Annotated in this window: 18 protein-coding genes; 6 read left to right on the forward strand and 12 right to left on the reverse strand. The window is 64.2% G+C overall.

What is annotated here, in order from left to right; translation table 11 throughout:
* Window positions 1–3 precede the first annotated feature (3 nt).
* The 5 genes from E3T41_RS04600 to E3T41_RS04620 all read right to left on the reverse strand — a co-directional run bounded on the left by E3T41_RS04600 (window position 4) and on the right by E3T41_RS04620 (window position 5,270).
* The gene (locus E3T41_RS04600) at window positions 4–426 is read right to left on the reverse strand and encodes a cytochrome c oxidase subunit 4 (RefSeq protein WP_092448623.1); all 423 of its coding nucleotides are present in this window, start codon (window positions 424–426) and stop codon (window positions 4–6) included.
* Complete coding sequence (ctaD, locus tag E3T41_RS04605) at window positions 427–2,157, reverse strand: cytochrome c oxidase subunit I (protein WP_092448624.1); 1,731 nt, start codon at window positions 2,155–2,157, stop codon at window positions 427–429. It lies immediately after the preceding gene.
* A gap of 3 nt (window positions 2,158–2,160) precedes the next feature.
* On the reverse strand, window positions 2,161–3,051 hold the full coding sequence (coxB, locus tag E3T41_RS04610) for a cytochrome c oxidase subunit II (RefSeq protein ID WP_092448625.1): 891 nt from the start codon (window positions 3,049–3,051) through the stop codon (window positions 2,161–2,163).
* A 256-nt stretch (window positions 3,052–3,307) separates the two neighbouring features.
* Window positions 3,308–3,679: an iron-sulfur cluster insertion protein ErpA gene (gene erpA, locus E3T41_RS04615; protein ID WP_370257105.1), complete on the reverse strand. Its 372-nt coding sequence runs from the start codon at window positions 3,677–3,679 to the stop codon at window positions 3,308–3,310.
* A 142-nt stretch (window positions 3,680–3,821) separates the two neighbouring features.
* Window positions 3,822–5,270 (reverse strand): dipeptidase, encoded by a 1,449-nt coding sequence (locus tag E3T41_RS04620; protein ID WP_134477494.1) that lies wholly within the window; start codon window positions 5,268–5,270, stop codon window positions 3,822–3,824.
* 38 nt (window positions 5,271–5,308) lie between these two features.
* Between E3T41_RS04620 and E3T41_RS04625 the strand changes: the two genes are divergently transcribed.
* Entirely contained in the window at window positions 5,309–5,902 is a 594-nt protein-coding gene (locus E3T41_RS04625) for a DUF3043 domain-containing protein (RefSeq protein WP_092448628.1), read from the forward strand.
* Window positions 5,903–5,941: 39 nt separating this feature from the next.
* On the opposite strand, the gene E3T41_RS04630 is transcribed toward E3T41_RS04625, so the two are convergent.
* Complete coding sequence (locus tag E3T41_RS04630) at window positions 5,942–7,087, reverse strand: alkaline phosphatase family protein (RefSeq protein ID WP_241991028.1); 1,146 nt, start codon at window positions 7,085–7,087, stop codon at window positions 5,942–5,944.
* A gap of 122 nt (window positions 7,088–7,209) precedes the next feature.
* Between E3T41_RS04630 and E3T41_RS04635 the strand changes: the two genes are divergently transcribed.
* Window positions 7,210–9,699: a DNA topoisomerase (ATP-hydrolyzing) subunit A gene (locus tag E3T41_RS04635; protein ID WP_134477496.1), complete on the forward strand. Its 2,490-nt coding sequence runs from the start codon at window positions 7,210–7,212 to the stop codon at window positions 9,697–9,699.
* Between the two features lie 183 nt (window positions 9,700–9,882).
* Here the strand turns inward: E3T41_RS04635 and E3T41_RS04640 are convergent, their stop codons facing one another.
* Window positions 9,883–11,964 carry a type IIA DNA topoisomerase subunit B gene (locus tag E3T41_RS04640; RefSeq protein ID WP_134477602.1) on the reverse strand — a complete coding sequence of 694 codons (2,082 nt, stop codon included), beginning with the start codon at window positions 11,962–11,964 and terminating at the stop codon, window positions 9,883–9,885.
* Window positions 11,965–12,154: 190 nt separating this feature from the next.
* Here E3T41_RS04640 and E3T41_RS04645 point away from each other — a divergent pair, with 190 nt between their 5' ends.
* Entirely contained in the window at window positions 12,155–12,406 is a 252-nt protein-coding gene (locus tag E3T41_RS04645) for a hypothetical protein (protein WP_166787589.1), read from the forward strand.
* 109 nt (window positions 12,407–12,515) lie between these two features.
* Here the strand turns inward: E3T41_RS04645 and E3T41_RS04650 are convergent, their stop codons facing one another.
* The 5 genes from E3T41_RS04650 to E3T41_RS04670 form a co-directional block, all read right to left on the reverse strand.
* Window positions 12,516–13,277 (reverse strand): type 1 glutamine amidotransferase, encoded by a 762-nt coding sequence (locus E3T41_RS04650; RefSeq protein ID WP_134477498.1) that lies wholly within the window; start codon window positions 13,275–13,277, stop codon window positions 12,516–12,518.
* On the reverse strand, window positions 13,278–14,558 hold the full coding sequence (locus E3T41_RS04655) for a MurT ligase domain-containing protein (RefSeq protein ID WP_134477500.1): 1,281 nt from the start codon (window positions 14,556–14,558) through the stop codon (window positions 13,278–13,280).
* A gap of 44 nt (window positions 14,559–14,602) precedes the next feature.
* Window positions 14,603–15,880 (reverse strand): RNA polymerase sigma factor, encoded by a 1,278-nt coding sequence (locus E3T41_RS04660; protein WP_092448633.1) that lies wholly within the window; start codon window positions 15,878–15,880, stop codon window positions 14,603–14,605.
* Window positions 15,881–16,074: 194 nt separating this feature from the next.
* Window positions 16,075–17,409 carry a nitrate/nitrite transporter gene (locus E3T41_RS04665; protein WP_092448634.1) on the reverse strand — a complete coding sequence of 445 codons (1,335 nt, stop codon included), beginning with the start codon at window positions 17,407–17,409 and terminating at the stop codon, window positions 16,075–16,077.
* 62 nt (window positions 17,410–17,471) lie between these two features.
* Entirely contained in the window at window positions 17,472–18,395 is a 924-nt protein-coding gene (locus tag E3T41_RS04670) for a proteasome assembly chaperone family protein (protein ID WP_092448635.1), read from the reverse strand.
* A gap of 123 nt (window positions 18,396–18,518) precedes the next feature.
* On the opposite strand from E3T41_RS04670, the gene E3T41_RS04675 reads away from it, so the two are divergent.
* The 3 genes from E3T41_RS04675 to E3T41_RS04685 all read left to right on the forward strand — a co-directional run bounded on the left by E3T41_RS04675 (window position 18,519) and on the right by E3T41_RS04685 (window position 22,960).
* On the forward strand, window positions 18,519–20,006 hold the full coding sequence (locus tag E3T41_RS04675; protein WP_134477502.1) for a leucyl aminopeptidase: 1,488 nt from the start codon (window positions 18,519–18,521) through the stop codon (window positions 20,004–20,006).
* A gap of 101 nt (window positions 20,007–20,107) precedes the next feature.
* Window positions 20,108–21,481 (forward strand): dihydrolipoyl dehydrogenase, encoded by a 1,374-nt coding sequence (gene lpdA / locus E3T41_RS04680; RefSeq protein WP_092448637.1) that lies wholly within the window; start codon window positions 20,108–20,110, stop codon window positions 21,479–21,481.
* 60 nt (window positions 21,482–21,541) lie between these two features.
* Window positions 21,542–22,960, forward strand: coding sequence for a 2-oxo acid dehydrogenase subunit E2 (locus tag E3T41_RS04685; protein ID WP_092448729.1), 1,419 nt, complete (start codon window positions 21,542–21,544; stop codon window positions 22,958–22,960).
* Window positions 22,961–22,982: the final 22 nt, after the last annotated feature.

The raw sequence follows: 22,982 nt of genomic DNA on the forward strand, positions 1-22,982 counted from the left end.
TGCTTAGCGGGCGAACAGGCCGCGGTAGTACTCGTACACCCATCCGGTCAGGGAGACCAGACCCAGGCCGAGTCCAATGAAGGAGACCCAGAAACCCACCGCGAGACCGAGGAAGACGAGCGCCGTGGCGGCGGCCAAGAAGATCGGCCACCAGCTCCACGGGCTGAAGAAGCCCATCTCGGGATCCCCGTCGTCGACGTTCCCATCGAGACGGTCCTCGGGAAGCTCAGCACCCTGAGCGGCGTGCACCTTGTCCAGGTAGAAGGCGACGAAGGCCGTGAGCAGCGTGGACAGGCCAAGCATGAACGTTCCGGCCCACTCAATCTGGCCGTGGAAGGGATCGAGCAGGCCCCAGACGACGTACACAACCGTGACGATTCCGAAGAAGACGGTGAGCACCCAGAGCAGGTTGACGTTGGTCTTCACTTATTTCACCTGATTCGAGTCGATGTCGTAGACGGGCGCATCGGGCGCATCCTTGCCGGGTCCGATTCCGACGGGGATGCCAGCTTCGGGGTGGTTGAGGTCGAAGGCCGGGCGTTCGGACCGAATGCGGGGAATGGAGGTGAAGTTGTGTCGCGGCGGCGGGCAGGACGTAGCCCACTCGAGCGAGGAGCCGTAGCCCCACGGGTCGTTGACCGTGACCAGGGGCGCCTTGCGGGCCGTGATGTACACGTTCAGGAAGAACGGGATCATGGACACGGCGAGGATCATGGCGCCAATGGTTGATACCTGGTTCATCCAGGTGAAACCATCCTCTGGCGAGTAGGTGGCGTACCGACGCGGCATTCCCATAACTCCGAGCCAGTGCTGGATCAGGAATGTGGTGTGGAAGCCGATGAACAGCAACCAGAAGTGCCACTTGCCGAGACTCTCGTTGAGCATCTTGCCGGTCCACTTGGGCCACCAGAAGTAGAACCCGCTGAACATGGCGAATACGACGGTACCGAAGACCACGTAGTGGAAGTGGGCGACGACGAAGTAGGTGTCGGATACGTGGAAGTCGAGCGGCGGCGAGGCCAGAATCACGCCGGTGAGACCACCGAAGGTGAACGTGACGAGAAAGCCGATGGCCCAGATCATGGGCGTCTCGAAGGTCAGCGACCCTCGCCACATGGTGCCGATCCAGTTGAAGATTTTCACCCCGGTGGGGACCGCGATGAGCATGGTCATGAGCGAGAAGAACGGTAGCAGCACCGAGCCGGTGACGTACATGTGGTGCGCCCAGACCGAGATGGACAGCGCGGCGATGGAGATGGTCGCGTAGATCAGCGTCTTGTACCCGAACATCGGCTTGCGGCTGAACACCGGAAAGACTTCGGACACGATGCCGAAGAACGGCAGGGCGATAATGTACACCTCGGGGTGTCCAAAGAACCAGAACAAGTGTTGCCAGAGTATGGCACCACCGTTTGCCGAGTCGTAGATGTGCGAGCCGAAGATCCGGTCGGATGCGGCAGCGAGCATGGCTGCGGCAAGCACCGGGAACACCATCAAGGCAAGCAGGGCCGTGATGAGCGTGTTCCAAGTGAAGACGGGCATCCGCCACATCGTCATTCCAGGGGCGCGCATGGTGATAATTGTGGTGATGAAGTTGACCGAGCCGAGAATGGTACCGAAGCCCGACAGGCCCAGCCCGACCATCCACAGGTTGCCGCCGATTCCCGGTGAGAATGTCGTGCTGGCGAGCGGCTGGTAGGCGAACCATCCGAAGGACGCAGCACCCTGCGGGGTCAGGAACCCGGCAACGGCGATGAGGCTGCCGAAGTTGAAGAACCAGTACGCGAGCGCGTTGAGGCGCGGGAACGCAACGTCGGGAGCGCCGATCTGCAGCGGAACGAGGAAGTTGGCGAATCCGAAGAACAGCGGTGTCGCGAACATCAGCAACATGATTGTGCCGTGCATCGTGAACAGCTGGTTGTACTGCTCCTTCGTCTGCACGACGTCGAGTCCGGGGGCGAACAGCTGGGCGCGAATGATGAGTGCCATGACGCCGCCGAGGCAGAAGTAGATGAACGACGTGATCAGGTACATGTACCCGATGACTTTGTGGTCGGTGGAGGTGATCCACCGAACGAGGATATTTCCCTTGGGCTCCGCAGACGGAGAGACCGGCAGTGCCGGACGTGACTCGACTGGTGCGATGGTCGTGCTCATGGTTTAGTTGCCCTCCGGAGCCGTCGGGGCACTCGTGCCCGGCTGATTCTGATTGCGGTCGTAATTGTTGTCGAGCTGGCCGACGTTGCCCGCGGAACGCAGAGTCTGGATGTAGGTGTCGTAGTCCTCCTGAGAGACGACCTCGACGTTGAAGAGCATGAGCGAGTGGTACTCGCCGCACAGCTCGGCACACTTGCCCTTGAAGGTACCGATGCGTTCGGGGATGACCGACATGTAGTTGGTCTTGCCGGGAACGACGTCCTTCTTGTACAGGAAATCGATGACCCAGAAGGAGTGGATGACATCGCGAGATTCGAGAGCGATTTCAACCTTCTGGTCGACGGGCAGAACCAGGACGGGAAGTTCGGACTCGATGAGTGAACCGCGTTCACCGTCGGGATCCGGCTGGCCCTGAATGCCCGGTGAATAGACGTCTTCGTCGACATAGTTGAAGTCCCAGGCCCACTGCTTGGCCTGCACCTCGATCTTGACGTCGGGGGTCTCGAATCGGGTCTCAATGGCGATCTGGTCGCGAACCGTGAATGCGAAGAATCCGACGACCAGGATGAGCGGCACGACCGTGTAGAAAATCTCGATCGGCATGTTGTAGCGAAGCTGAACCGGGAGTCCGGTCTGGCCCTTCCTGCGGCGGTAGACCACGATTGTCCAGATGATCAGCCCCCAGGTGATGAGGCCGACGACGAGGAGAACGATCCACCCCGTGGTCCACAGTCCGGCGATGCGATCGGTCTGATTGCTGACCGGCGCTTCACCCTCTTCAATAAAGCCGGGCAGGAAGCCGTGGAGCTGGGCCTGCGTGCATCCGGCCAGTACAACGGCTAACGTCGCTGCGAGCGGAATAGCAGCCCAACGAAGGCGGTGATTATTGCGCACCGGGGGACCTTTCGGGAGATTCGAGGACACTTCTCAGGAAGTGTTTTGATCCATCCCAGCCTACTCCGCGAGAACGTGCCCGACGTGCACCCTCGGGTCGTGGCGGCGAGGTTTTCTGCAGCGCCACCGCTGATGGCTGGCTAAATTAGGCGAGACCACGGGAAAACGGCGGGGGAATGACGGGCTGAAAGCAAAAAAGGCAGGAACATTATCGGGTGATAATGTTCCTGCCCTGCAGGTTTTCTAAAGCGGATGCTTAGCTGAAGGAATCGCCGCAGGCGCAGCTGCCGCCGGCGTTCGGGTTGTCAATGGTGAACCCCTGCTTCTCGATCGTGTCTTCAAAGTTGATCGAGGCGCCATCGAGGTAGGGGACGCTCATCTTATCCACGACGACCTCGACACCGTCGAAGTCGACGACGGCATCGCCATCGAGAACCCGCTCGTCGAAGTACAGCTGGTAGATCAGGCCGGAGCATCCGCCGGGCTGCACGGCGACGCGCAGACGGAGGTCTTCGCGGCCTTCCTGGGTCAGCAGGCTGCGCACCTTGAGTGCCGCGACCTCGGTGAGGGCGATGCCGTGCGCGGCGCTATGCGTCGCTATGTCAGCGGAGCTGATAGTCGGGGTCATGGTGTCGGTCATGCTTCTCCTTGGTTCGCGCAGTAACTGCTTCGCACGCAGGTTTTGGTCTTGACAATGCTATCCGGGACAACCAGAAAGTCGACCTGGGCATTCCCACGCTCTCATATTTCCCTGAGCGAGGTTCTCGAGGTCAATGCCCGGTGCGCTCATTCAGGCGACCGAGCAGGAAGGCTTCACTCAGTACGGCCCGTTTGAAAACTCCCAGGTGCAGGGATTCATTCGGGCTGTGTGCGCGGGAGTCGGGGTCTTCCACGCCAGTCACGAGAATCTGGGCGGCCGGAAAAACGCGCACCAAGTCGGCGATGAACGGTATCGAACCGCCGACGCCAATGTCCACCGGCGGCGTGCCCCAGGCATCCGTCATGGCCGTTCGCGCTTCGGTCACGGCCCAGCCGCTGGTGTCGACCAGGAAGGGTTCGCCGGTGTCGATATCGTCGATCTCGACTGACGCGCCGAAGGGGGCGTGCTCACGCAGGTGCGTTTCGATGGCGACCGCGGCCTCGACTGAGGACTGCCCGGGGGCGATGCGCGTGCTGATTCGAACGCTGACGCTCGGTGTGAGCGTGTTCGACGCCTTGTCGACGCTCGGGGCGTCGATGCCGGTGACGGTGAGAGCCGGCTGCGACCAGATTCGACTGAGAATGGAACCGTGTCCGATCGGGCTGACGCCGGGCAACAGCCCGGTCTCGGCGCGCAGCTGCTCCTCGGAGTAGTCGGGGGTGGGCACGTCGATGCTGGTCAGTCCGGCGACGGCAACCGAACCGTCATCGCCGTACAGCGTCGCGAGCAGTTTGATCATGGCCAGCATGGCGTCCGGGATTGCTCCGCCGAACATGCCGGAGTGCGAAGCATGCTCGAGCGTGCGCACGGTCAACCGCAGGGTGACGTTTCCGCGTAGTGCAGTCGTGATGGCGGGCGTGTTCACGTCCCAGTTGTTGGAATCGGCCACGACGATAACATCGCCGCGCAGGGCCTCGCGGTTCTCGTTCAGGAACGTGGCGAACGAGCGGCTGCCGAACTCTTCTTCGCCCTCGATGAACAGCGCGAGCCCCAGATCGAAGTCGCGGCCGACAGCGGCGACGAGAGCTCGAATGGAGGCGATGTGCGCCATCACCCCGGCCTTGTCGTCGGCGGCACCGCGCCCGTAAAGCCGGTCGCCGCGGACGGTTGGGGTGAACGGGTCGGACTCCCAGTCTTCGTCCTTGCCGGGAGGCTGAACGTCGTGGTGAGCGTAGAGGAGCACGGTCGGCCGGCCGTTGCGCGCCGGACGAGAGGCGAGAATGGCGGGCTGGCCGACTTCGGTCCCGCCCGGTATACCTGCCTGCACGATGTCGACGGACTCGAACACGTCGAGGTGGCGCACGAGAGCGACTACGGCGTCGGCGCTGGCGGCGACGTGGGCACGGTCGAAAGCGGCCCAGGATACCGACGGGATGCGCACCAACGCGCACAGGTCGGCGATCGTGGTGGGGAGCCCCTGCTCGACGGCGGTGCGGAGGGCGTTTTGCGCCCCCGAATCCGCTTCCGAGTGTGCGGCGGAGCCCGTGGTTGGGGAATTTGTCTGTGGGTTACCAGTCATACGGGTAATCTTAAAGCACCCAATTGCAAGGATTTGATGTGGCTAAGACTCCCGTAAACCCCGACGCCCAGCCGTCGATTGAAAGCGCAGACGAGACCGCAGCGCGCCTCGGTCTCGCGCCCACTGCCGGCAAGGGTCAGGCGACCCCCACCCGCAAGAAGCAGGAAGCGGCCAACAAGCGCCCGCTGGTGCCGGACGACCGCAAGCTCGCCGCCAAGCAGGCGCGCGCCAAATCCACAGCAGCTCGGGATGTCGCTCGGGCCGGCATGGCTGCCGGAGTCGACAAATATCTGCCGCTGCGCGAACGCGGTCCGCAGAAGCGCTACGCCCGCGACTACGTCGACGCGCGGTTCAACGTCGGCGAACTGATGATCCCGATCATGTTCCTGGTGATTCTGCTCACGACGATTCCGAGCATTGACGTCTACGCGATCTTCGCGCTCTGGGCATTCTTCATCCTCGCCGTTATCGACTGCGTCGCACTCGGCTTCATTCTCACCAAGAAGATCGAGGCCAAATTCGGCGAGGACAAGGCCGAGCGCATCCGCTGGTATGCAGCCATGCGCGCGCTGCAGCTGCGGCCGATGCGTTTGCCCAAGCCGCAGGTCAAGCGCCGTCAGTACCCGGTCTGACCGCTCCGGCGCCCCACGCGGGGCGCCGGAGCGTCTTCGCTATCGTTCGAAGGCACCAGCACGAATCAGCGGCACGCGCACTTCCTCATCGGTGAGGGAACCGTGCTGCCCGATCATGTTGCGCGCCTTCTGGTTCGCCGGCCGGGAATCGTAGTAGGCGATGCCCTTGCGGGCGGCAATGAGCACATCGCCAATGCGCGGCAGCACCTCGTCGGCGACGCGCCCGTAGAGGCCGGCCGCCACCGCCTCAGCGCGAGTGTAGACCCAGGCGCGATCCCCCTGCGACTGCCGCCAGGCATCCGCGAGTGAGTCAGCGTCGACCGCGGATTGCTTCGGTTCGAGGTAGAGCTGCACGCAGCGCGGGTCCCCCGCCACGTGGCGAACCCCGGCGACGAGTGCCGGCTCGGTGTCCAACAGAACGTGTTTGGTGCTCGGCACGTCGATCACGCCGTGGTCTGCGGTGAGAAGCAGCCCCTCATCGGAGCGCAGAGTCGCCGCGAACCGGGTCACCTCCGAGTCGAGGTACTCGAGCACGGCCAGCCAGCGGTCCGATTCCCAGCCGTGCGCGTGGGCGACAACGTCAAGTTCAGCGACGTACAGGTAGATCAGGGCGGTGGGGTTCTCATTCAGGATCCTGCGCGCAGCGGTAAAACGATCGGCCACCTTCTCGGCGGACACGTACTGAGCCCCGCGCAATACCGCCTGGGTGAAGCCCGAGTCCAAAAACTTTTTCGGGCCGACGGCGAAGCTGGGAACGTTGTCGTCGGCGGCCCGGTCGAAAACGGTCCGGGCCCGCTGCCAGGTCGCGGGCTGCATACCCGCGTCCCAGCCGGTCAACTGGTTGACGACCCGGTCGCGAGCCGCATCGAGCACCTGGTAGCCGACCAGACCGTGCTGGCCCGGTTCCACCCCGGTGGTCAAAGTCGCTATCCCCGCCACGGTCGTTGCCGGGAAGACCCCGTCGATAATGCTGGATTTATTGAGGCGGGAAGCCAGAAAACGGGCGTGCCCGGCCCGAGCCCGGATCGAGCTGACGCCGAGGCCGTCCGCCAGAATCACGACCGCTTTGCGCACCGCGGGCAACCCGAGCGAATTCGGTCTGGCACAGACGGCATCGAGAGAACTGGTGAGAACATCGGCCAGGCGCAGGGCACTGAATTGGCGGGCCGGTAGCATGGTGGGCATCGGGTTCTATTCTTTCACAGGGACGAACCCGCGCCCTCCAGCGCTCCCGAGAGCGCCCCAGACGTAGTGCAGCACGACCGGATCGCTCGGTCGCCGCCGCACGCTTGAAGCAGAATTCGCGAATGAGCCGCTCAGATAGCACCACACCCGACACCAGCACAGCCAGCACCGAACGCATCGAGGACGTCGATGTCTCGGTCGAGATGCAGGGGTCTTTCCTCGAATACGCCTATTCGGTGATCTACTCGCGCGCCCTACCCGACGCCAGGGACGGTCTCAAGCCGGTGCAGCGACGCATCCTGTACCAGATGAACGAAATGGGATTGCGCCCCGACAAGGGGCACGTGAAGAGTGCCCGTGTTGTCGGTGAGGTGATGGGCAAGCTGCACCCGCACGGCGACACCGCCATCTATGACGCCCTCGTGCGCATGGCACAGTCATTCTCGCTTCGGGTGCCGCTGATCGACGGACACGGCAACTTCGGTTCTCTCGACGACGGGCCGGCTGCTCCCCGCTACACCGAAGCCCGTCTGGCGGCCCCGGCCCTCGCCATGACCGAGAACCTCGACGAAGACGTCGTCGACTTCGTGCCCAACTACGACAACCAGCTGACCCAGCCCGATGTGTTGCCGGCTGCTTACCCCAACCTGCTGGTCAACGGCACGAGCGGCATCGCCGTCGGCATGGCGACCAACATGGCACCGCACAATCTGATCGAGGTCGTCGGAGCGGCCCGGCATTTGCTCGCGCACCCGAACGCGACCCTGGACGACGTCATGGAGTTCGTGCCGGGGCCCGACCTGCCCACCGGCGGCACGATAGTCGGTCTGGCTGGCATCAAGGATGCCTACAGCACCGGCCGTGGCAGCTTCAAGACCCGAGCGCGCGTCTCGGTCGAGTCGATCAGCGCTCGTAAGACCGGGCTCGTCGTGACCGAACTCCCCTATCTGGTCGGCCCGGAAAAGGTGATCGAGAAGATCAAGGACGGCGTCAACTCGAAGAAGCTCAGCGGCATCTCCGACGTCACCGACCTGACCGACCGCACCAAGGGGCTTCGTCTCGTCATCGGTATCAAGACCGGGTTCAGCCCCGACGCCGTGCTCGAGCAGCTCTACCGCTACACCCCGCTCGAAGACTCGTTCAATATCAACGCAGTCGCCCTCGTCAACGGAGCCCCGCAGACCCTCGGCCTGCTCGAATTGCTGCACGTCTACGTCAATCACCGCATCGAGGTCGTCACCCGCCGCTCCGCCTACCGGCTGGCCCGCCGCAAGGAACGCCTGCACCTCGTGCTCGGCCTGCTCGTGGCCATTCTCGACATTGACGAGGTCATCCAGGTGATTCGCGCGAGCGACGACACCGAGCAGGCGCGCGCCAAACTCATCGACGTGTTCGACCTGAGCCAGATCCAGGCCGAGTACATTCTCGAACTTCGGCTGCGTCGCCTCACCAAATTCTCCCGCATCGAACTCGAAGCCGAACGCGACCAGTTGGTCGCCGAGATCGCCAAGCTGGAAAAGCTGCTGTCCTCCAAGGCCGCCATCCGCACCCTGGTCTCCGAAGAGCTCGGTGCCGTCGCCGAAAAATTCGGCACCCCGCGCCGCACGGTATTGACCGAGGCCAAGCCGAGCATCGCCGGCCTCTCGGTCGCCGCCGCCAAACGCCAGGCGGCCGTGCTCGAGGTGCAGGACATCGCTACCCGCATTTTCCTGAGCGCGACCGGTCGCATCGCCCGGGTCGACCTGGTCGCGGTCGACGATTCACTTCCGCAGCGAATCCAGCCGCCCCAGCGACGTAGCAAGCACGACGCCGTGCTCTCCACGCTGGACACGACGAGCCGCACCGAGGTAGGCGCGGTGACCAACCGGGGTCGCCTCATCCGCTTCTCCCCAGTTGATCTGCCCGTGATGCCGCCGACGTCGATTCAACTCGCCGCCGGGGTGCGAATCAGCGAGTACCTCGTGCTGTCCGATAAGAAGGAACACGTACTCGGCATCGTCTCCCTCGACTCCGATCGGGCGATTGCACTCGCCACCCGCCAGGGTGTCGTGAAGCGCGTCACTCCCGGGGACTGGGCCAACAAGCCCGACTTCGAGATCGTCGCGCTTAAACCGAAGGACGAAGTGGTCGGCGCGGTCCAGGGCGGCGAGGACGACGACCTCGTCTTCATCACCTCCGACGCCCAACTCTTGCGCTTCACCGCCTCCGGTGTGCGTCCACAGGGCCGGGCAGCTGGCGGCATGGCCGGTATCAAGCTGACGCCGGGTGAGACGGTCGTCTTCTTCACGAGCCTGTCGACCGATGACGTCGCCACGGCGATCGTCGCGACGGTAGCGGCGAGCAGTCAAACCCTGCCGGGGACCGATCCCGGCAGCGCCAAGCTGAGCGACTTCTCTGAGTACCCGGCCAAGGGGCGAGCCACCGGAGGTGTGCGTGCCCAGCGTTTCCTGAAGGGCGAAGATACGCTCGCCGTCGCCTGGGTCGGGCCAGCGCCGGCGCGGGCCGTCGGTCCGGACGGTATTCCCCGTGCCCTCCCCGAGTCCGGATCCCGCCGAGACGCATCCGGGGTCATGCTTGACGCCATCATAGGAGCCATTGGCTCCGAAATATAGGCTCGACGGGCGTAGCCGTGGAGCGGATCCGGCCCGATTCATTGCGAGTTAAGGAAGAACGAATCGCCGCCACTCTCCGGGCCCAAAAACACGCGGTAGTTTTTCGGCGACCGGAAGAGACGTCCTGAATTAGCCCCCGGTGCGCGTCCATGGACTGGGCTCCGAGCCAAAGCGGGTGTCCGCCTAGACGTCGATGCGATCGCGGGAGAGCTTGTCGGAGCTGTCGATGATGAACTCCTTGCGCGGGGCCACATCGTTCCCCATGAGCAGTTCGAACACCTTGCCGGCCGCCTCGGCATCGTCGACGCGCACCCGGCGCAGGGTGCGGTGGGCGCGTTCCATGGTCGTTGTCGCGAGCTGGTCGGCATCCATTTCGCCGAGGCCCTTGTAGCGCTGGATCGGGTCTTGGTAGCGGCGATTCTTCTTCTCGAGCGCCGTCAACACCGCGTGCAACTCGGTTTCGGAATAGGTATAGATGGTCTCGTTGGGCTTGCTGCCCGGGTTCATCACGACCACCCGGTGCAGCGGCGGCACCGCAGCGAACACGCGGCCCTCGGTGATCATCGGGCGCATGTAGCGAAAGAACAGGGTGAGCAGCAGGGTACGAATATGGGCGCCGTCGACATCGGCGTCGCTCATGATGATGACTTTGCCGTAGCGCGCCGCCGACAGGTCGAAGCTACGCCCGGAGCCGGCACCGATCACCTGGATGATCGAGGCACACTCGGTGTTGGAGAGCATGTCCGAAACGGATGCCTTCTGCACGTTCAGAATCTTGCCGCGGATCGGCAGCAGCGCCTGATGCTCACTGTCGCGCGCGAGCTTGGCGGTGCCGAGCGCTGAGTCGCCCTCGACGATGAACAGCTCACTCGTGGACACGTCGTTGCTGCGGCAATCGACCAGCTTGGCCGGCAGGGAGGAACTCTCCAGGGCGTTCTTACGCCGCTGGGTTTCCTTGTGCGCCCTGGCGGAGATGCGCGACTTCATTTCGGCGACGATCTTGTCGAGCAACAGCGCCGACTGCGTTTTGTCGTCACGTTTTGCCGAGGCATAGCGCTCCGCCATGGCCTTGGCGACAACGCTGGCAACGATCGCCCGCACGGCCGGCGTGCCGAGCACCTCTTTCGTCTGGCCCTCGAACTGCGGTTCGGGCAGGCGCACGGTAAGCACGGCGGTGAGGCCGGCCATCACGTCGTCCTTGTCGAGCTTGTCGCTGCCGACCTTGAGCCGACGGGCATTCAGCTCCAGCTGACCGCGCAGAAATTTAAGCAGCCCGGCGTCGAAGCCGGCCTGGTGCGTGCCTCCCTTCGGCGTGGCGATGATGTTCACGAAACTCTGCACGATTGTGTCGTAGCCGGTCCCCCAGCGCAGGGCGATATCCACCTCGCAGTCGCGCACGAGTTCGGTGGGCACCATGGCGCCCTTGTCGGTGAGCACCGGTACGGTTTCGCTGAAGGTGCCGCTGCCGGTCAGCCGCCAGGTGTCGGTGATCGGGGCATCCGTCGCAAGATGCTCGACGAATTCGCTGATCCCGCCATCGAACTGGAACAGGCTGACCACCTGCTCTTCGGTGCGCCGGTCGGCGACCTCGATCGCCAGGCCCGGAACCAGGAACGCCGTCTGCCGGGCCCGGTTCAGCACCTCGTCGGTCTGAAAGGCTGCACCTTTGGTGAAAATCTGCCGGTCGGCCCAATAGCGGATGCGGGTGCCCGTGACGCCGCGCTTGACCTTGCCGATCACCCGCAGCTCGCTCTGGTTCTCAAACGGAGTGAACGGGGCGTCCGGACTTTTCTCCCCCGTGTCGGCGAACAGGCCGGGCTCTCCGCGGTGGAAGGACATGGCCCAGGTCTTGCCGTCCCGGTCGACCTCGACATCGAGACGTTCGGACAGGGCGTTGACGACGGATGCTCCGACCCCGTGCAATCCGCCGGACGCGGCATAGGATCCGCTGCCGAACTTGCCGCCGGCATGCAGTTTGGTGAAGACGACCTCGACGCCGGTCAGGCCGGTCTTGGGTTCGATATCGACCGGGATACCGCGGGCCGTGTCGCGCACCTCGACGCTCTTATCGGGGTGCAGCTCGATATTGATGCTCGCGCCGTGGCCACCGAGGGCCTCGTCAACCGAGTTGTCGATGATCTCCCACAGGCAGTGCATCAGACCGCGAGAGTCGGTCGAGCCGATGTACATGCCGGGGCGTTTGCGCACTGCCTCCAGTCCTTCGAGGACGGATAGGTGGCGCGCAGAATAGTCAGAACTCACAATAACCAAGAATACCGGGGCCAACCGGGGTGCCTTCGCGCATCGCCTGCCGCGCCTCGTGTCTCGCGTGGGTCACAACTGAGCAACATGGCTACGCGGTGAGCGAAATACCACCCAATCACCGCGTAAACCCAGCCAGGCCGTGTTTACATTAGTCAAAGGGTTCAAGCAATAAAGTCTGGAGGAGGAGAATATGTCCCAGATCGCCACCGAAAATGGTGCTGTAGACAACGGTGCTGAGAACAAGCAGGGCGCCCCCCACCAGCTCACCGCAGCCGACCGCTGCGATGCCTGTGGTGCCCAGGCCTACATTCGCGTCGTCGTGAAGAACAGTGAGTTGCTGTTCTGTGCTCACCACGGCCGCAAGCACCAGGAGAAGCTCGCGAGCATTGCCGAGAGCTGGCACGACGAGTCAAGTCGTCTGCTCGAAGACCAGCGTTCCTAGCTGGTCAATAATCTCGTTCGGCTCGAGCTGACGAAAGAACGGATACCGCACGCGCGGCTGGCTCAGGCCAGTCTCGGGTGCGGTTTCCTCATTAACGCCCGGCCGGCTGCTATTCGGTCGGCTGCCCGAGCCGCAACGCAACCCGGTTGCGCGCGGTGCGCGCCGTCTCATCGACGGACTCGGCCACAGCGCCGCGGGAATAGACGAGACCGCGGCGACGGAATGCCGCCTTGAGCAGGTGATCGGCCAGCCCGGGGTTTCTGGCCAGAACGGGACCGTGCAGGTGGGTGCAGAACACCTCACCCATGGTCAGGCCCTCGATCTGCGGTCCGCTCGCCGGAGCATCCGCATTGCCTGTGCCATGGAGCACCCGGCCCAGCGGGCTCGCCTCAGCGCCGACATAGTCGCGGGCGTGGTTCTCGAACCCGATCAGCCGCCCAAACTTTGACGACACGATGATGTCGTCGGTGGCGCGTTTCGTGCGGGGAACGGCGTGGCCCGCGACCAGTCCGAGTCCCTCGATTACGCTTCCGCCAGCGAGGTCTATCCCCCAGCTGATCAGCTCCCAGCCGGTGCCGACGGCCAGAATGGGCACGCCGGAATTCGACCAGACTCGCAGGTCTTCCAGCACGGTGCGCAGGGCATCCCTCGCAGGCAGCAGCGCAGCATCCGTTCCCGATCCGATCGACACCGCGTCGACGTGTTCGGGCAGATCGGCCCGGGTATGCACGTCGACGACTCGCGCTTCGCGGCCGCTCCACCGGGCGCGCTGGGCGAACACGCGAGCGTTGCCGGCATCGCCGTTGGTGTCGAGGAGACGAGGCAGCAGCGAGACCACCGTGAAGGGGCGCTCAATCGACGTGGCGGTCATTTACGATTCCTCAACGTTGGAGACGAGGCCGAGGTGGGCGCGGGTGCGCCGCATGCCGTCAGCCGAGAAGATGATCGTTTTCACCCCGGACACGGGATCCGGCAGTGCCAGGAAGGCATCGAGCGCGGTCGGGACGTCGGGTTCGATGCGATCGACCGCCACGCCGTCGTAGGCCAGCTGCAGGGCGATGTCGTGCGCCTTCAGTCCGGAGGCGATCAGCACGTGGCCAAGCCCCGAGGTATCGACCGGCCAGAAATAGGAGGGATCCCGCACATCGGAGCCGATGATCACGATGATCTGCTCCGTGCCGGCCTCGAGGCTGTCCACGTTGAGCTGAAAGCTCGACGGGTTTTGCACGAGCACGAATTCGATCGTTTTACCGCCGACGGTGACGACTTCGCCGCGACCGAAGACGGCCGGCATAGCCGAGAGTGCGGCACAGGCGGTGGCAGGGTTGAAAGTCTCCCCCAGCGTGGCCTCGGCGGCGCCGAGCGCGGTCAGAGCATCAACGGCGTAATGGATGCCGCGGGCCGGCAGTGCAATGCTGTGGCTGCCGCCGTTGGAAGGGAATTCCACTTCGGCAGTTCGCCCCGCCATTCCGGTCAGTTGGAGTCCCCTTCCAGCGGGCAGACGCGATTCGGCGGTGTCGGCGTAGCCCAGGCCACGGGGGTGCAGCGTGAGAACGTGGGCGGTGACGCCGTAGCTGGACACCCGTATGCTCGGTTCGAGCCTGGAGCCGACGTCGGCGAGGTAGCGGTCGTCGGCATTGAGAACCACGGTTTCAGTGGCGCGGGCAGCGATCTTGCCGAGCAGGGCCGCGACCATCTCTGAGTCGTGGAACCGGTCGATTTGGTCGACCATGACGTTGGTAAGGGCGACAACGCGCGGGCTCAGCGACCCGGCGATCAAGGCACCGTGCCCTTCGTCCATTTCAAGAACGGCAACGTCACCGGCGATGCGCCCGGTCAGAGTGACCCGTTCAAGCAGTGCGCTGGTCAAACCCTGGCTGATATTGGCCGTCGACTGGTTGGTGAACACGGTCAGGCCGTGCGCCCGCAGAATGGCCACGAGCATCTTGGTCGTCGTCGACTTGCCGCTCGAACCGGTCACGATGACCAAACCGAGCGGAAAGCCGTTGAGGGTGTCGGCCAAAAAACGAGGCGCGATGCGGTTGACGACGACGCCGGGGATGGCCGAGCCACCACCCGGTTTGCGCCAGCGGGCTAGAACCCGAACCGCTCGACCAATCAGAATCGCCGGAGCGTACTTCACCGACTTCACGAGAGCAGAGTCACGATCCGGGACCGCCGTGTCAACGCCACTCTTTACTCGAGGTAGTCGCGTAGGGACTGCGACCGGGACGGGTGGCGCAGCTTGGCCATCGTCTTGGACTCGATCTGACGGATGCGTTCACGCGTGACACCGAAGGTGTCGCCGATCTGGTCCAGTGTCTTGGGCATGCCGTCGCCGAGGCCGAAGCGCATTCGAATGACGCCGGCTTCGCGCTCGGAGAGCGAATCGAGCAGGCTCTCGAGCTGCTTCTGCAGCATCGTGAAACCGACCGCATCCGCTGGTACAACGGCCTCGGTGTCTTCGATGAGGTCGCCGAACTCGCTGTCGCCATCTTCACCGAGCGGGGTGTGCAAGGAGATCGGCTCGCGACCGTATTTCTGTACCTCGACGACCTTTTCCGGCGTCATGTCGAGTTCGCGGCTGAGTTCTTCGGGCGTGGGTTCACGGCCGAGGTCTTGCAGCATCTGCCGCTGCACCCGGGCGAGCTTGTTGATGACCTCGACCATGTGCACCGGAATGCGGATGGTGCGGGCCTGGTCGGCCATGGCGCGGGTGATCGCCTGACGAATCCACCAAGTGGCGTAGGTGCTGAACTTGAAGCCCTTGGTGTAGTCGAACTTCTCGACGGCGCGGATGAGCCCGAGGTTGCCCTCCTGGATCAGATCGAGAAACTGCATTCCGCGACCGGTGTAGCGCTTAGCCAGCGAGACAACGAGGCGGAGGTTGGCACCGAGCAGGTGGCTCTTGGCGCGGGCGCCGTCCTTGGCGACCCACTGCAACTCGCGGCCGAGCGCGTTTTTCTTCTCGACATCGGTCATGACCGACAGCTTGTCCTCAGCGAACAGGCCGGCCTCGATGCGCATGGCCAGTTCGACCTCCTCGGCAGCGTTCAGCAGGGCGACCTTACCGATTTGCTTGAGATAGTCCTTGACCGGGTCGGCCGTCGCGCCGGTGATGGCACTCGAGTAGACCGGAACCTCATCGTCGTCGTCAACCAGCGACAGCACGAGGGCGCCGCTCGGCAATGGCTCGGCCGAGGCCGGGCGCTTGGTGCCTTCGTCGTCTGAGTCGTATTCCTCGCCGTCCGGCGCGCTGTCGACGTCGGCTTCTTCGTCTTTCTTGACGACCTTGGCCTTGGTGACGCGCTTCTTGGGAGCAGGCTTGTCGACGCCAGCTGCGGTGGCCGCGGACTTCTTCGTCGCGGCGGCCTTGGCTGCTGGAGCCTTGGTGACGGTCTTCTTGACCGTCGTCGTGGGCGCCTCGTCGGTCGCCTCGGTCTTTACGGTGGTTGCCATTGGAGCACCTCTCATGCGGAGTCTTACCTGCTTCTGTGCGACCGGTGACGGCGCCAGATGCGTTTTTGGGCAGAACTTGGACCCATGTCAAGCCCAGGGATGCCCAAACCAACACTGTAAGTACCACACGGTGTGGAGATGCCCCGGACCAGAACGGGTCCTTGAACAATTATTGCACGGTTTGTCTGGACGACAAGCCACGCCACGCACTAGGATTCTCCGTTACGTCGTTTCCAGGTGCGTGATAGTGCAACCCAGATGGGCGCCACCTCTATTCCCTCATCGCGGGAGAGCTGGCGACGGGTGCGGCGGCGGGCGTGCAGCAGAAATACGACTCCGATGCCGACCACGAGGTATTGCACCGAGAACGCCACCCGGAATGCATCGAGGGCGTACAGGTCGCTGGCCGCTCCCCCGGCGACCTTCCATCCGTTTTGCAGGTCGAGCAGCAGCCCCACCAGATACATCGTGACGAAACTCGCGGTAAACCCGCCGACGTTGACCACACCGTTTGCCGAACCGAGACTGCGTTGCGGGTTGAAGGTGCGGGCAAAATCAAAGCCGATGAGCGAACCCGGTCCGCCGATGCCGAGTACCACGAGCAAAAGCACAATAGTCCAGAGTGGTGGAATACCCGGCCAGAGTAGAACGAGCGCCCAGGCGGCGGCTATGCCCGCGACTATTCCCAGCACGATATTGCTGCGGCGCAGGGGATGACGTGCCGTCAGCAGGCCGAGAATCGGCCCGAACACGAGCCCGGCCCCGACCAGCACTGTCAGCATGGCGGCAGCGAAGGCCGGTTCGTAGCCGAGGCCGAAAACCATGAACGGATAGCCCCAAAGCAGGCTGAACACGGTGCCGGCGGACTGCGTCACATAGTGCGACCAGAACCCGAGCTGGGTGCCTGGACGTTTGAAACTGTGCCGCAGCTGGGTCAGCGCGATGGCCAGGCTGTTCGTCCTGACCTGCTCGGTCAGGTCGCTGGGGCGGTCCCGCACAAAGATGACGACCACGATCAGGGCGATGACGGCGACGGAGGCGGCCGAGAGAAAAGCCGGCACCCATCCGCTCGTGTGCAGCAGCCAGGCCAGGGGGACCGCGGATAGAACCTGGCCGAGCTGGCCGATATTGCCCATCCATTGGGACAGCAGCGGAACGATGCGTCCGCTGAACCACGAGCTGATCAGGCGAATCATGGAGATGAAGATGGTCGCATCGCCCGCGCCCACGAGAATACGCCCTACGACGGCAAGGGTGATGTCCGGTGCGAGCGCGAGGGTGATCTGCCCGATCACCATGAGTGCCGTGCCGGTGATCATGAGCACCCGAGGCCCAAAACGATCAATCAGAACGCCCACCGGGATCTGTGCCGCGGCATAGACCAGGAGTTGCACAACGGCGAGGCTCGAGAGCACGGCAGCCGAGCCGCCGAAACGCTCGGTGGCCGCCACTCCCGCAATGCCCATCGAGGTGCGCTGCAACACGGCGGACAAATACGCGAACGATCCGATGACAAAGATCAGGGTAGATCGCCGGGAGTTCACTTGTCCCAACTTACCGCGCTTGCGCCTGCCCCGGTTTCGGAACGCCCCGCCGGCACTTGTTGTTAAGCAGACGGGCCGTCGTCGCGGCTGCGACGCAGGGCCAGGAAATTTTCCAGCTCGGCGGCGATTTCGTCGGCCGAGGGCAGTTCGCCGTCTTCATCGGTCAGCGGCGACCGTAATGTGCTGCCCTCCATGTAGGCGTCATAGCGCTGCTCCAGGGTGCCAACGAGCTTGGCCAGTTCGGGGTTATCCCGAACCTGGTCGTCGATGCGGGCGACGAATTCACGGTTGGCTTCGCGCAGACGATCGGTGGGGAAGATCAACCCGGTCGACGCGCTCGTGCTCTCCAACGCGCTCAGTGCTGCGGCGGGAAACTCGGCGTCGCCCAGGTAGTGAGGCACCAGCAGAACGTAGCCGACCGCCCCGGCACCGCGCTCCTGCAGCCGAAATTCAAGCAGGTGCAGCACGTTGGCCGCGACCTGCGTGTGCGGCCGCCACACCGACCGATTCTCGATCAGGTCGGAGCGATTGCCGCTCACCGTGACGCCGATCGGACGGGTGTGCGGAACCGGCATCGGGATGGCGTGTACCCAGGTGGTCGAGGTAACGGTGAACCGTTCCACCAGCTGCATCACGGCGGCCGTGAATTGTTCCCAGCGAAAGTCGGGCTCGAACCCGGCCAGGAACAGGAACGGCTGCCCGATTTCGTCACGAGCCAGATACAGGCGCAGTGACGGCGGCTGATAATTGGTCAGGTGGTCTTGATCGAAGTAGATGATCGGGCGTCGCGCTCGGTAATCCAGCAGAGCGTCGGTGTCGAACGACGCGACAACGGTGTGCTCGAGGGTGGTGAGGAGATAGTCAGTGAATTGCGCGACCGCACCACCGGCATCCGCGAAGCCGGTCAGCCCCGCGACCAGGTGTAATCCCTCTGGAACGCCATCGGCGTCAGAGGTCAGTTCGTACAGCTCAGCAGGGTCTAACATTCCTTAACTCTAATCCGCACTGCCGTTTTTGGGTGGCTTCTGACGGAGTGCCGAGAGCGAACACCTCGCGCGCTGGGGCTGCCGGCCACCGGCGATCCTGCACCCGGTGGCTACCATCGAAGTATGACCGTTCCCACCCTGTCCCTGTCCACCAAGTCCGCCGTCGACTCTCCCGCCGCGATTCTCATCGTCGCTGCCCAACAAACGGATGACGGTGTGCGCCTCATCGAAACCGGAAGCGACACGCTGATGGCCGCGATCACGGCCCAGCTTCCGTTGCTCGGCGTGACCGGCGCCCGCGATGAGGTCGTGCGGCTGGTCACTGATGACGGTTCGCCGCGCGCGATCGCGATCGTTGGACTCGGACGTACCGTCGATACCGATGCGCTACGGCACGCTGCCGGTTCCGCGGTTCGTCAGCTGACCGGCGTCGGTGCCGTCGCCTTCGCCATCTCGTTGACCGATGCCGATCAGGTCGAGGCCGTTCTCGAGGGCGCAGCTCTCGGCGGCTACTCCTACACCGCGTACCGACATAGCTCGCTCGCCGCGGCCAAGCTGCCGGCGTCGAGTGTGGTCGTGCACACCGGGGTCGCGGCACCCAACGCCATTGCGCGGGCCAGCGCGAGCGCCGAGGCGATCCGCCTGGTGAAGGACCTCGTGAACATGCCCCCCCTCGACCTCTACCCCGCCTCGCTCGCCGACGCAGCGGTTGAGGCCACCACCGGTCTGCCGATCGATGTGACGGTCTGGGACGAGCAGCAGCTCGCGGCCGACGGCTTCGGCGGTATCGCCGGCGTCGGTGCTGGGTCCACTCGCCCGCCGCGCCTGGTCAAGCTCAGTTACACACCGGCCGGAGCCGACAAGCATCTCGCCCTTGTGGGCAAGGGCATCACCTTTGACACCGGCGGACTCTCGCTCAAGCCGCCGGCATCCATGGTCGGCATGAAATACGACATGACCGGTGCGGCCACCGTGCTCGCCGTTGTGCTGGCCGCGGCGCGGCGGGAACTGCCGGTGCGCATCACGGCTTGGATGTGCATCGCCGAGAACATGCCCTCCGGTTCGGCCATTCGACCCAACGATGTGCTGCGCATGCGCGGCGGACGCACCGTCGAGGTTCTCAACACCGATGCCGAGGGTCGCCTCGTACTCGCCGACGGTCTGGTCGCCGCTGCCGAAGAACAGCCAGACGCGATCATCGACGTCGCCACCCTCACCGGAGCAGCCGTCGTCGCTCTCGGCACCCGGTATTTCGGAACCATGGGCGATGATGCCCTGGTGCAGCGGGTTCTCGCTGCCAGCGCTGCCGTCGGTGAGGCAGCCTGGCCGATGCCGTTCCCCGATGAGCTGCGCGCCACCCTCAACTCCGATGTGGCTGACATCGCCAACGCCAAGATCGGCAGCACCGCCGGCGGCATGCTGCTGGCCGGCGTGTTTCTGCGGGAATTCATCGGAACGGATGTTAGCGGAACGACGATCCCCTGGGCTCATCTCGACATCGCCGGGCCTGCGCAGAACTCGGGTGCGGGGTGGGGGTTCACCGCGGCCGGACCGACCGGGGTATCCGTCCGGGCCCTGCTCCGACTGGCCGAGGACTTTTCACGCCCGTAGTACAGTCGTAGGGGCAAGAAAAAGCTTGTCAAACCACGTGGCCGATCAGCACAATTTCATCGGCCGTCGTGACAAAGCGTTAAGCGCGAGGGAGTAGCTGAGTGTCGGATCAGAATTTTGACATTGTCGTTCTCGGTGGCGGAAGCGGTGGATACGCAGCAGCGCTGCGCGCCGTGCAGCTGGGATTCACCGTTGGTCTGATCGAGAAGGGCAAACTCGGCGGCACCTGCTTGCACGTCGGCTGCATTCCGACCAAGGCTCTCCTGCACTCGGCTGAGGTCGCCGATGTCAGCCGCGAGTCGGCCAAATACGGTGTCAAGACCACGTTTGAGGGCATTGACATGGCAGCGGTCACCGCGTTCCGCGAGGGCATCGTCGCGAGCAAGTACAAGGGCCTCCAAGGCCTGGTCAAGGCTCGCGGCATCACCGTGATCGAAGGTGAAGGCCACCTGGTCTCCCCCACGACCGTTCAGGTCGGTGAGGACACGATCGTCGGCAAGAACGTCATCCTCGCGACCGGCTCCTACGCCCGTTCGCTGCCCGGCCTCGAGATCGGCGGCCGCGTCATCACGAGCGAGACCGCGCTCGCCCTGGACTACGTGCCCAAAAAGGTCGCCGTGCTCGGCGGCGGCGTCATCGGTGCCGAGTTCGCGAGCGTCTGGAGGTCCTTCGGCGCCGACGTCACGATCATCGAAGCGCTCCCGCACCTCGTTCCGAACGAGGAAGAGTCCATCTCCAAGCAGCTGGAACGTGCATTCCGCAAGCGCGGCATCGAGTACTCCCTCGGCATCCGCTTTCAGAGTGTCACGCAGAGCGACTCCGGCGTCGTCGTCACCCTGGAAAACGGGGCAACGGTTGAGGCCGACCTTCTGCTCGTCGCTGTCGGCCGCGGCCCGGTCACGGCCGGACTCGGCTTCGACGAGGTCGGCGTCACCATGGATCGTGGCTTCGTTATCACCGATGAGCGTCTCGCCACGAATATTCCCGGCGTCTACGCCGTCGGCGACATCGTTCCTGGCCTGCAGCTGGCCCACCGCGGTTTCCAGCAGGGCATCTTCGTCGCCGAAGAAATCGCCGGACTGAATCCGATCATCGTCGAAGACATCAACATTCCCAAGGTCACCTACTGCGACCCCGAGGTTGCATCCGTCGGCTACAGCGAAGCGAAGGCTGCCGACAAGTTCGGTGCCGACCAGATTTCGACCTACGAGTACAACCTCGGCGGAAACGGCAAGAGCTCGATTCTCGGTACCGCCGGGTCGGTCAAGCTCGTTCGAGTCAAGGACGGCCCCATCGTGGGCATCCACATGATCGGTGCCCGCGTCGGCGAACTCATCGGCGAAGGCCAGCTCGTTGTGAACTGGGAAGCGTACCCGGAGGACATTGCTCCGTTCCTGCACGCCCACCCGACGCAGAATGAAGCGATGGGTGAGGCCTTCCTGGCTCTCGCCGGCAAACCGCTTCACGCGATGTAGTCGGAATCCCATTCTTATCCCATTTTTAGACAATCAAACGGTTTTGAAGGAGACATGCGCATGAGCGAATCCGTCAGCCTCCCGGCACTCGGAGAGAGTGTTACAGAGGGCACGGTCACCCGCTGGCTCAAGAACGTGGGCGACCGCGTGGAGGTCGACGAGCCGTTGCTCGAGGTATCGACCGACAAGGTGGACACGGAAATTCCGTCCCCGGTCGCCGGCATTATTGAGGCCATCCTGGTGCAGGAAGACGAGACCGTCGAGGTCGGAACACCCCTCGTGACGATCGGCGACGGGTCCGGCGCTGCCGCTCCGGCAGCCGAGGCACCGGTCGAGGCAACCGCAGCCCCCGTGGCAGAGCCGGTTGCAGCACCGGAGCCGGTTGCAGCTCCTGTTGCCGCCCCCGAGCCTGTCGCAGCGCCCGCACCGGTTGCCGCAGCCGCACCGGTTGCCGCACCCGCACCGGTCGCATCGCCCGCACCGGTTGCCGCTCCCGCTCCGGTTGTCGCTCCGGCTCCGGTTGCAGCACCCGCCCCCGTTGCCGCAGCACCCGCTGCGGTTGTGGACGCCCCGGTCGCTCGCGGTTCGCACGCCGGGACCAGCGGGTACGTCACCCCGATCGTGCGCAAGCTCGCCAACGAGGCCGGTGTCGACCTGTCGACCATCAGCGGCACCGGGGTGGGCGGACGAATCCGCAAGGAAGACATCGTGCAGGCTTCGTCAGCGCGGCCGGCCGCGGCCGCCCCGGTCGTGGAGGTCTCACCGCTGCGCGGAACTACCCAGCCGATGTCGCGCCTGCGCAAGGTCGTCGCCGAGCGTGCTGTCATCTCGATGCAGTCATCCGCTCAGCTCACGACCGTGGTCGAGGTGGATGTCACCCGGGTGGCCATGCTGCGCGACCGGGTCAAGGGTGCGTTCGCCGAGAAAACCGGCAACAAGCTCTCGTTCCTGCCGTTCTTCGCCCTGGCCGCAGCCGAGGCGCTTCGTGCCATCCCGATCGTGAACGCCACGATCGAGGGCGACACGATTGTCTACCCGGCCCAGGAAAACATCAGCATCGCGGTCGATACAGAACGCGGCTTGCTGACTCCAGTCGTGCGCAACGCCGGCGAACTCGATCTGGCCGGCTTTGCCGCCCAGATCGCGGACCTCGCTGCCCGCACCCGGGACAACAAGCTCAAGCCCGACGAGCTCAGCGGCGGAACGTTCACGCTGACCAACACCGGTTCGCGCGGGGCCCTGTTCGACACTCCCGTGGTGTTCCTGCCGCAGAGCGCCATCCTCGGCACCGGCATCGTGTACAAGAAGCCACTCGTCGTCACGACCGACGGCCTCGACGCGATCGCGATTCGTTCGAGTGTGTACCTCGCCCTGTCTTATGATCACCGCATCATCGACGGAGCGGATGCTGCCCGCTTCCTCACCACGATGAAGGCACGTCTGGAAGCTGGAGCGTTCGAGGGCAACCTCGGCATCTAAGCTCCAGGTTCTGCCGACGCTG

This window comes from Cryobacterium sp. Hh38 (genome assembly GCF_004403235.1).
GTDB classification, from domain to species: Bacteria; Actinomycetota; Actinomycetes; order Actinomycetales; family Microbacteriaceae; genus Cryobacterium; species Cryobacterium levicorallinum.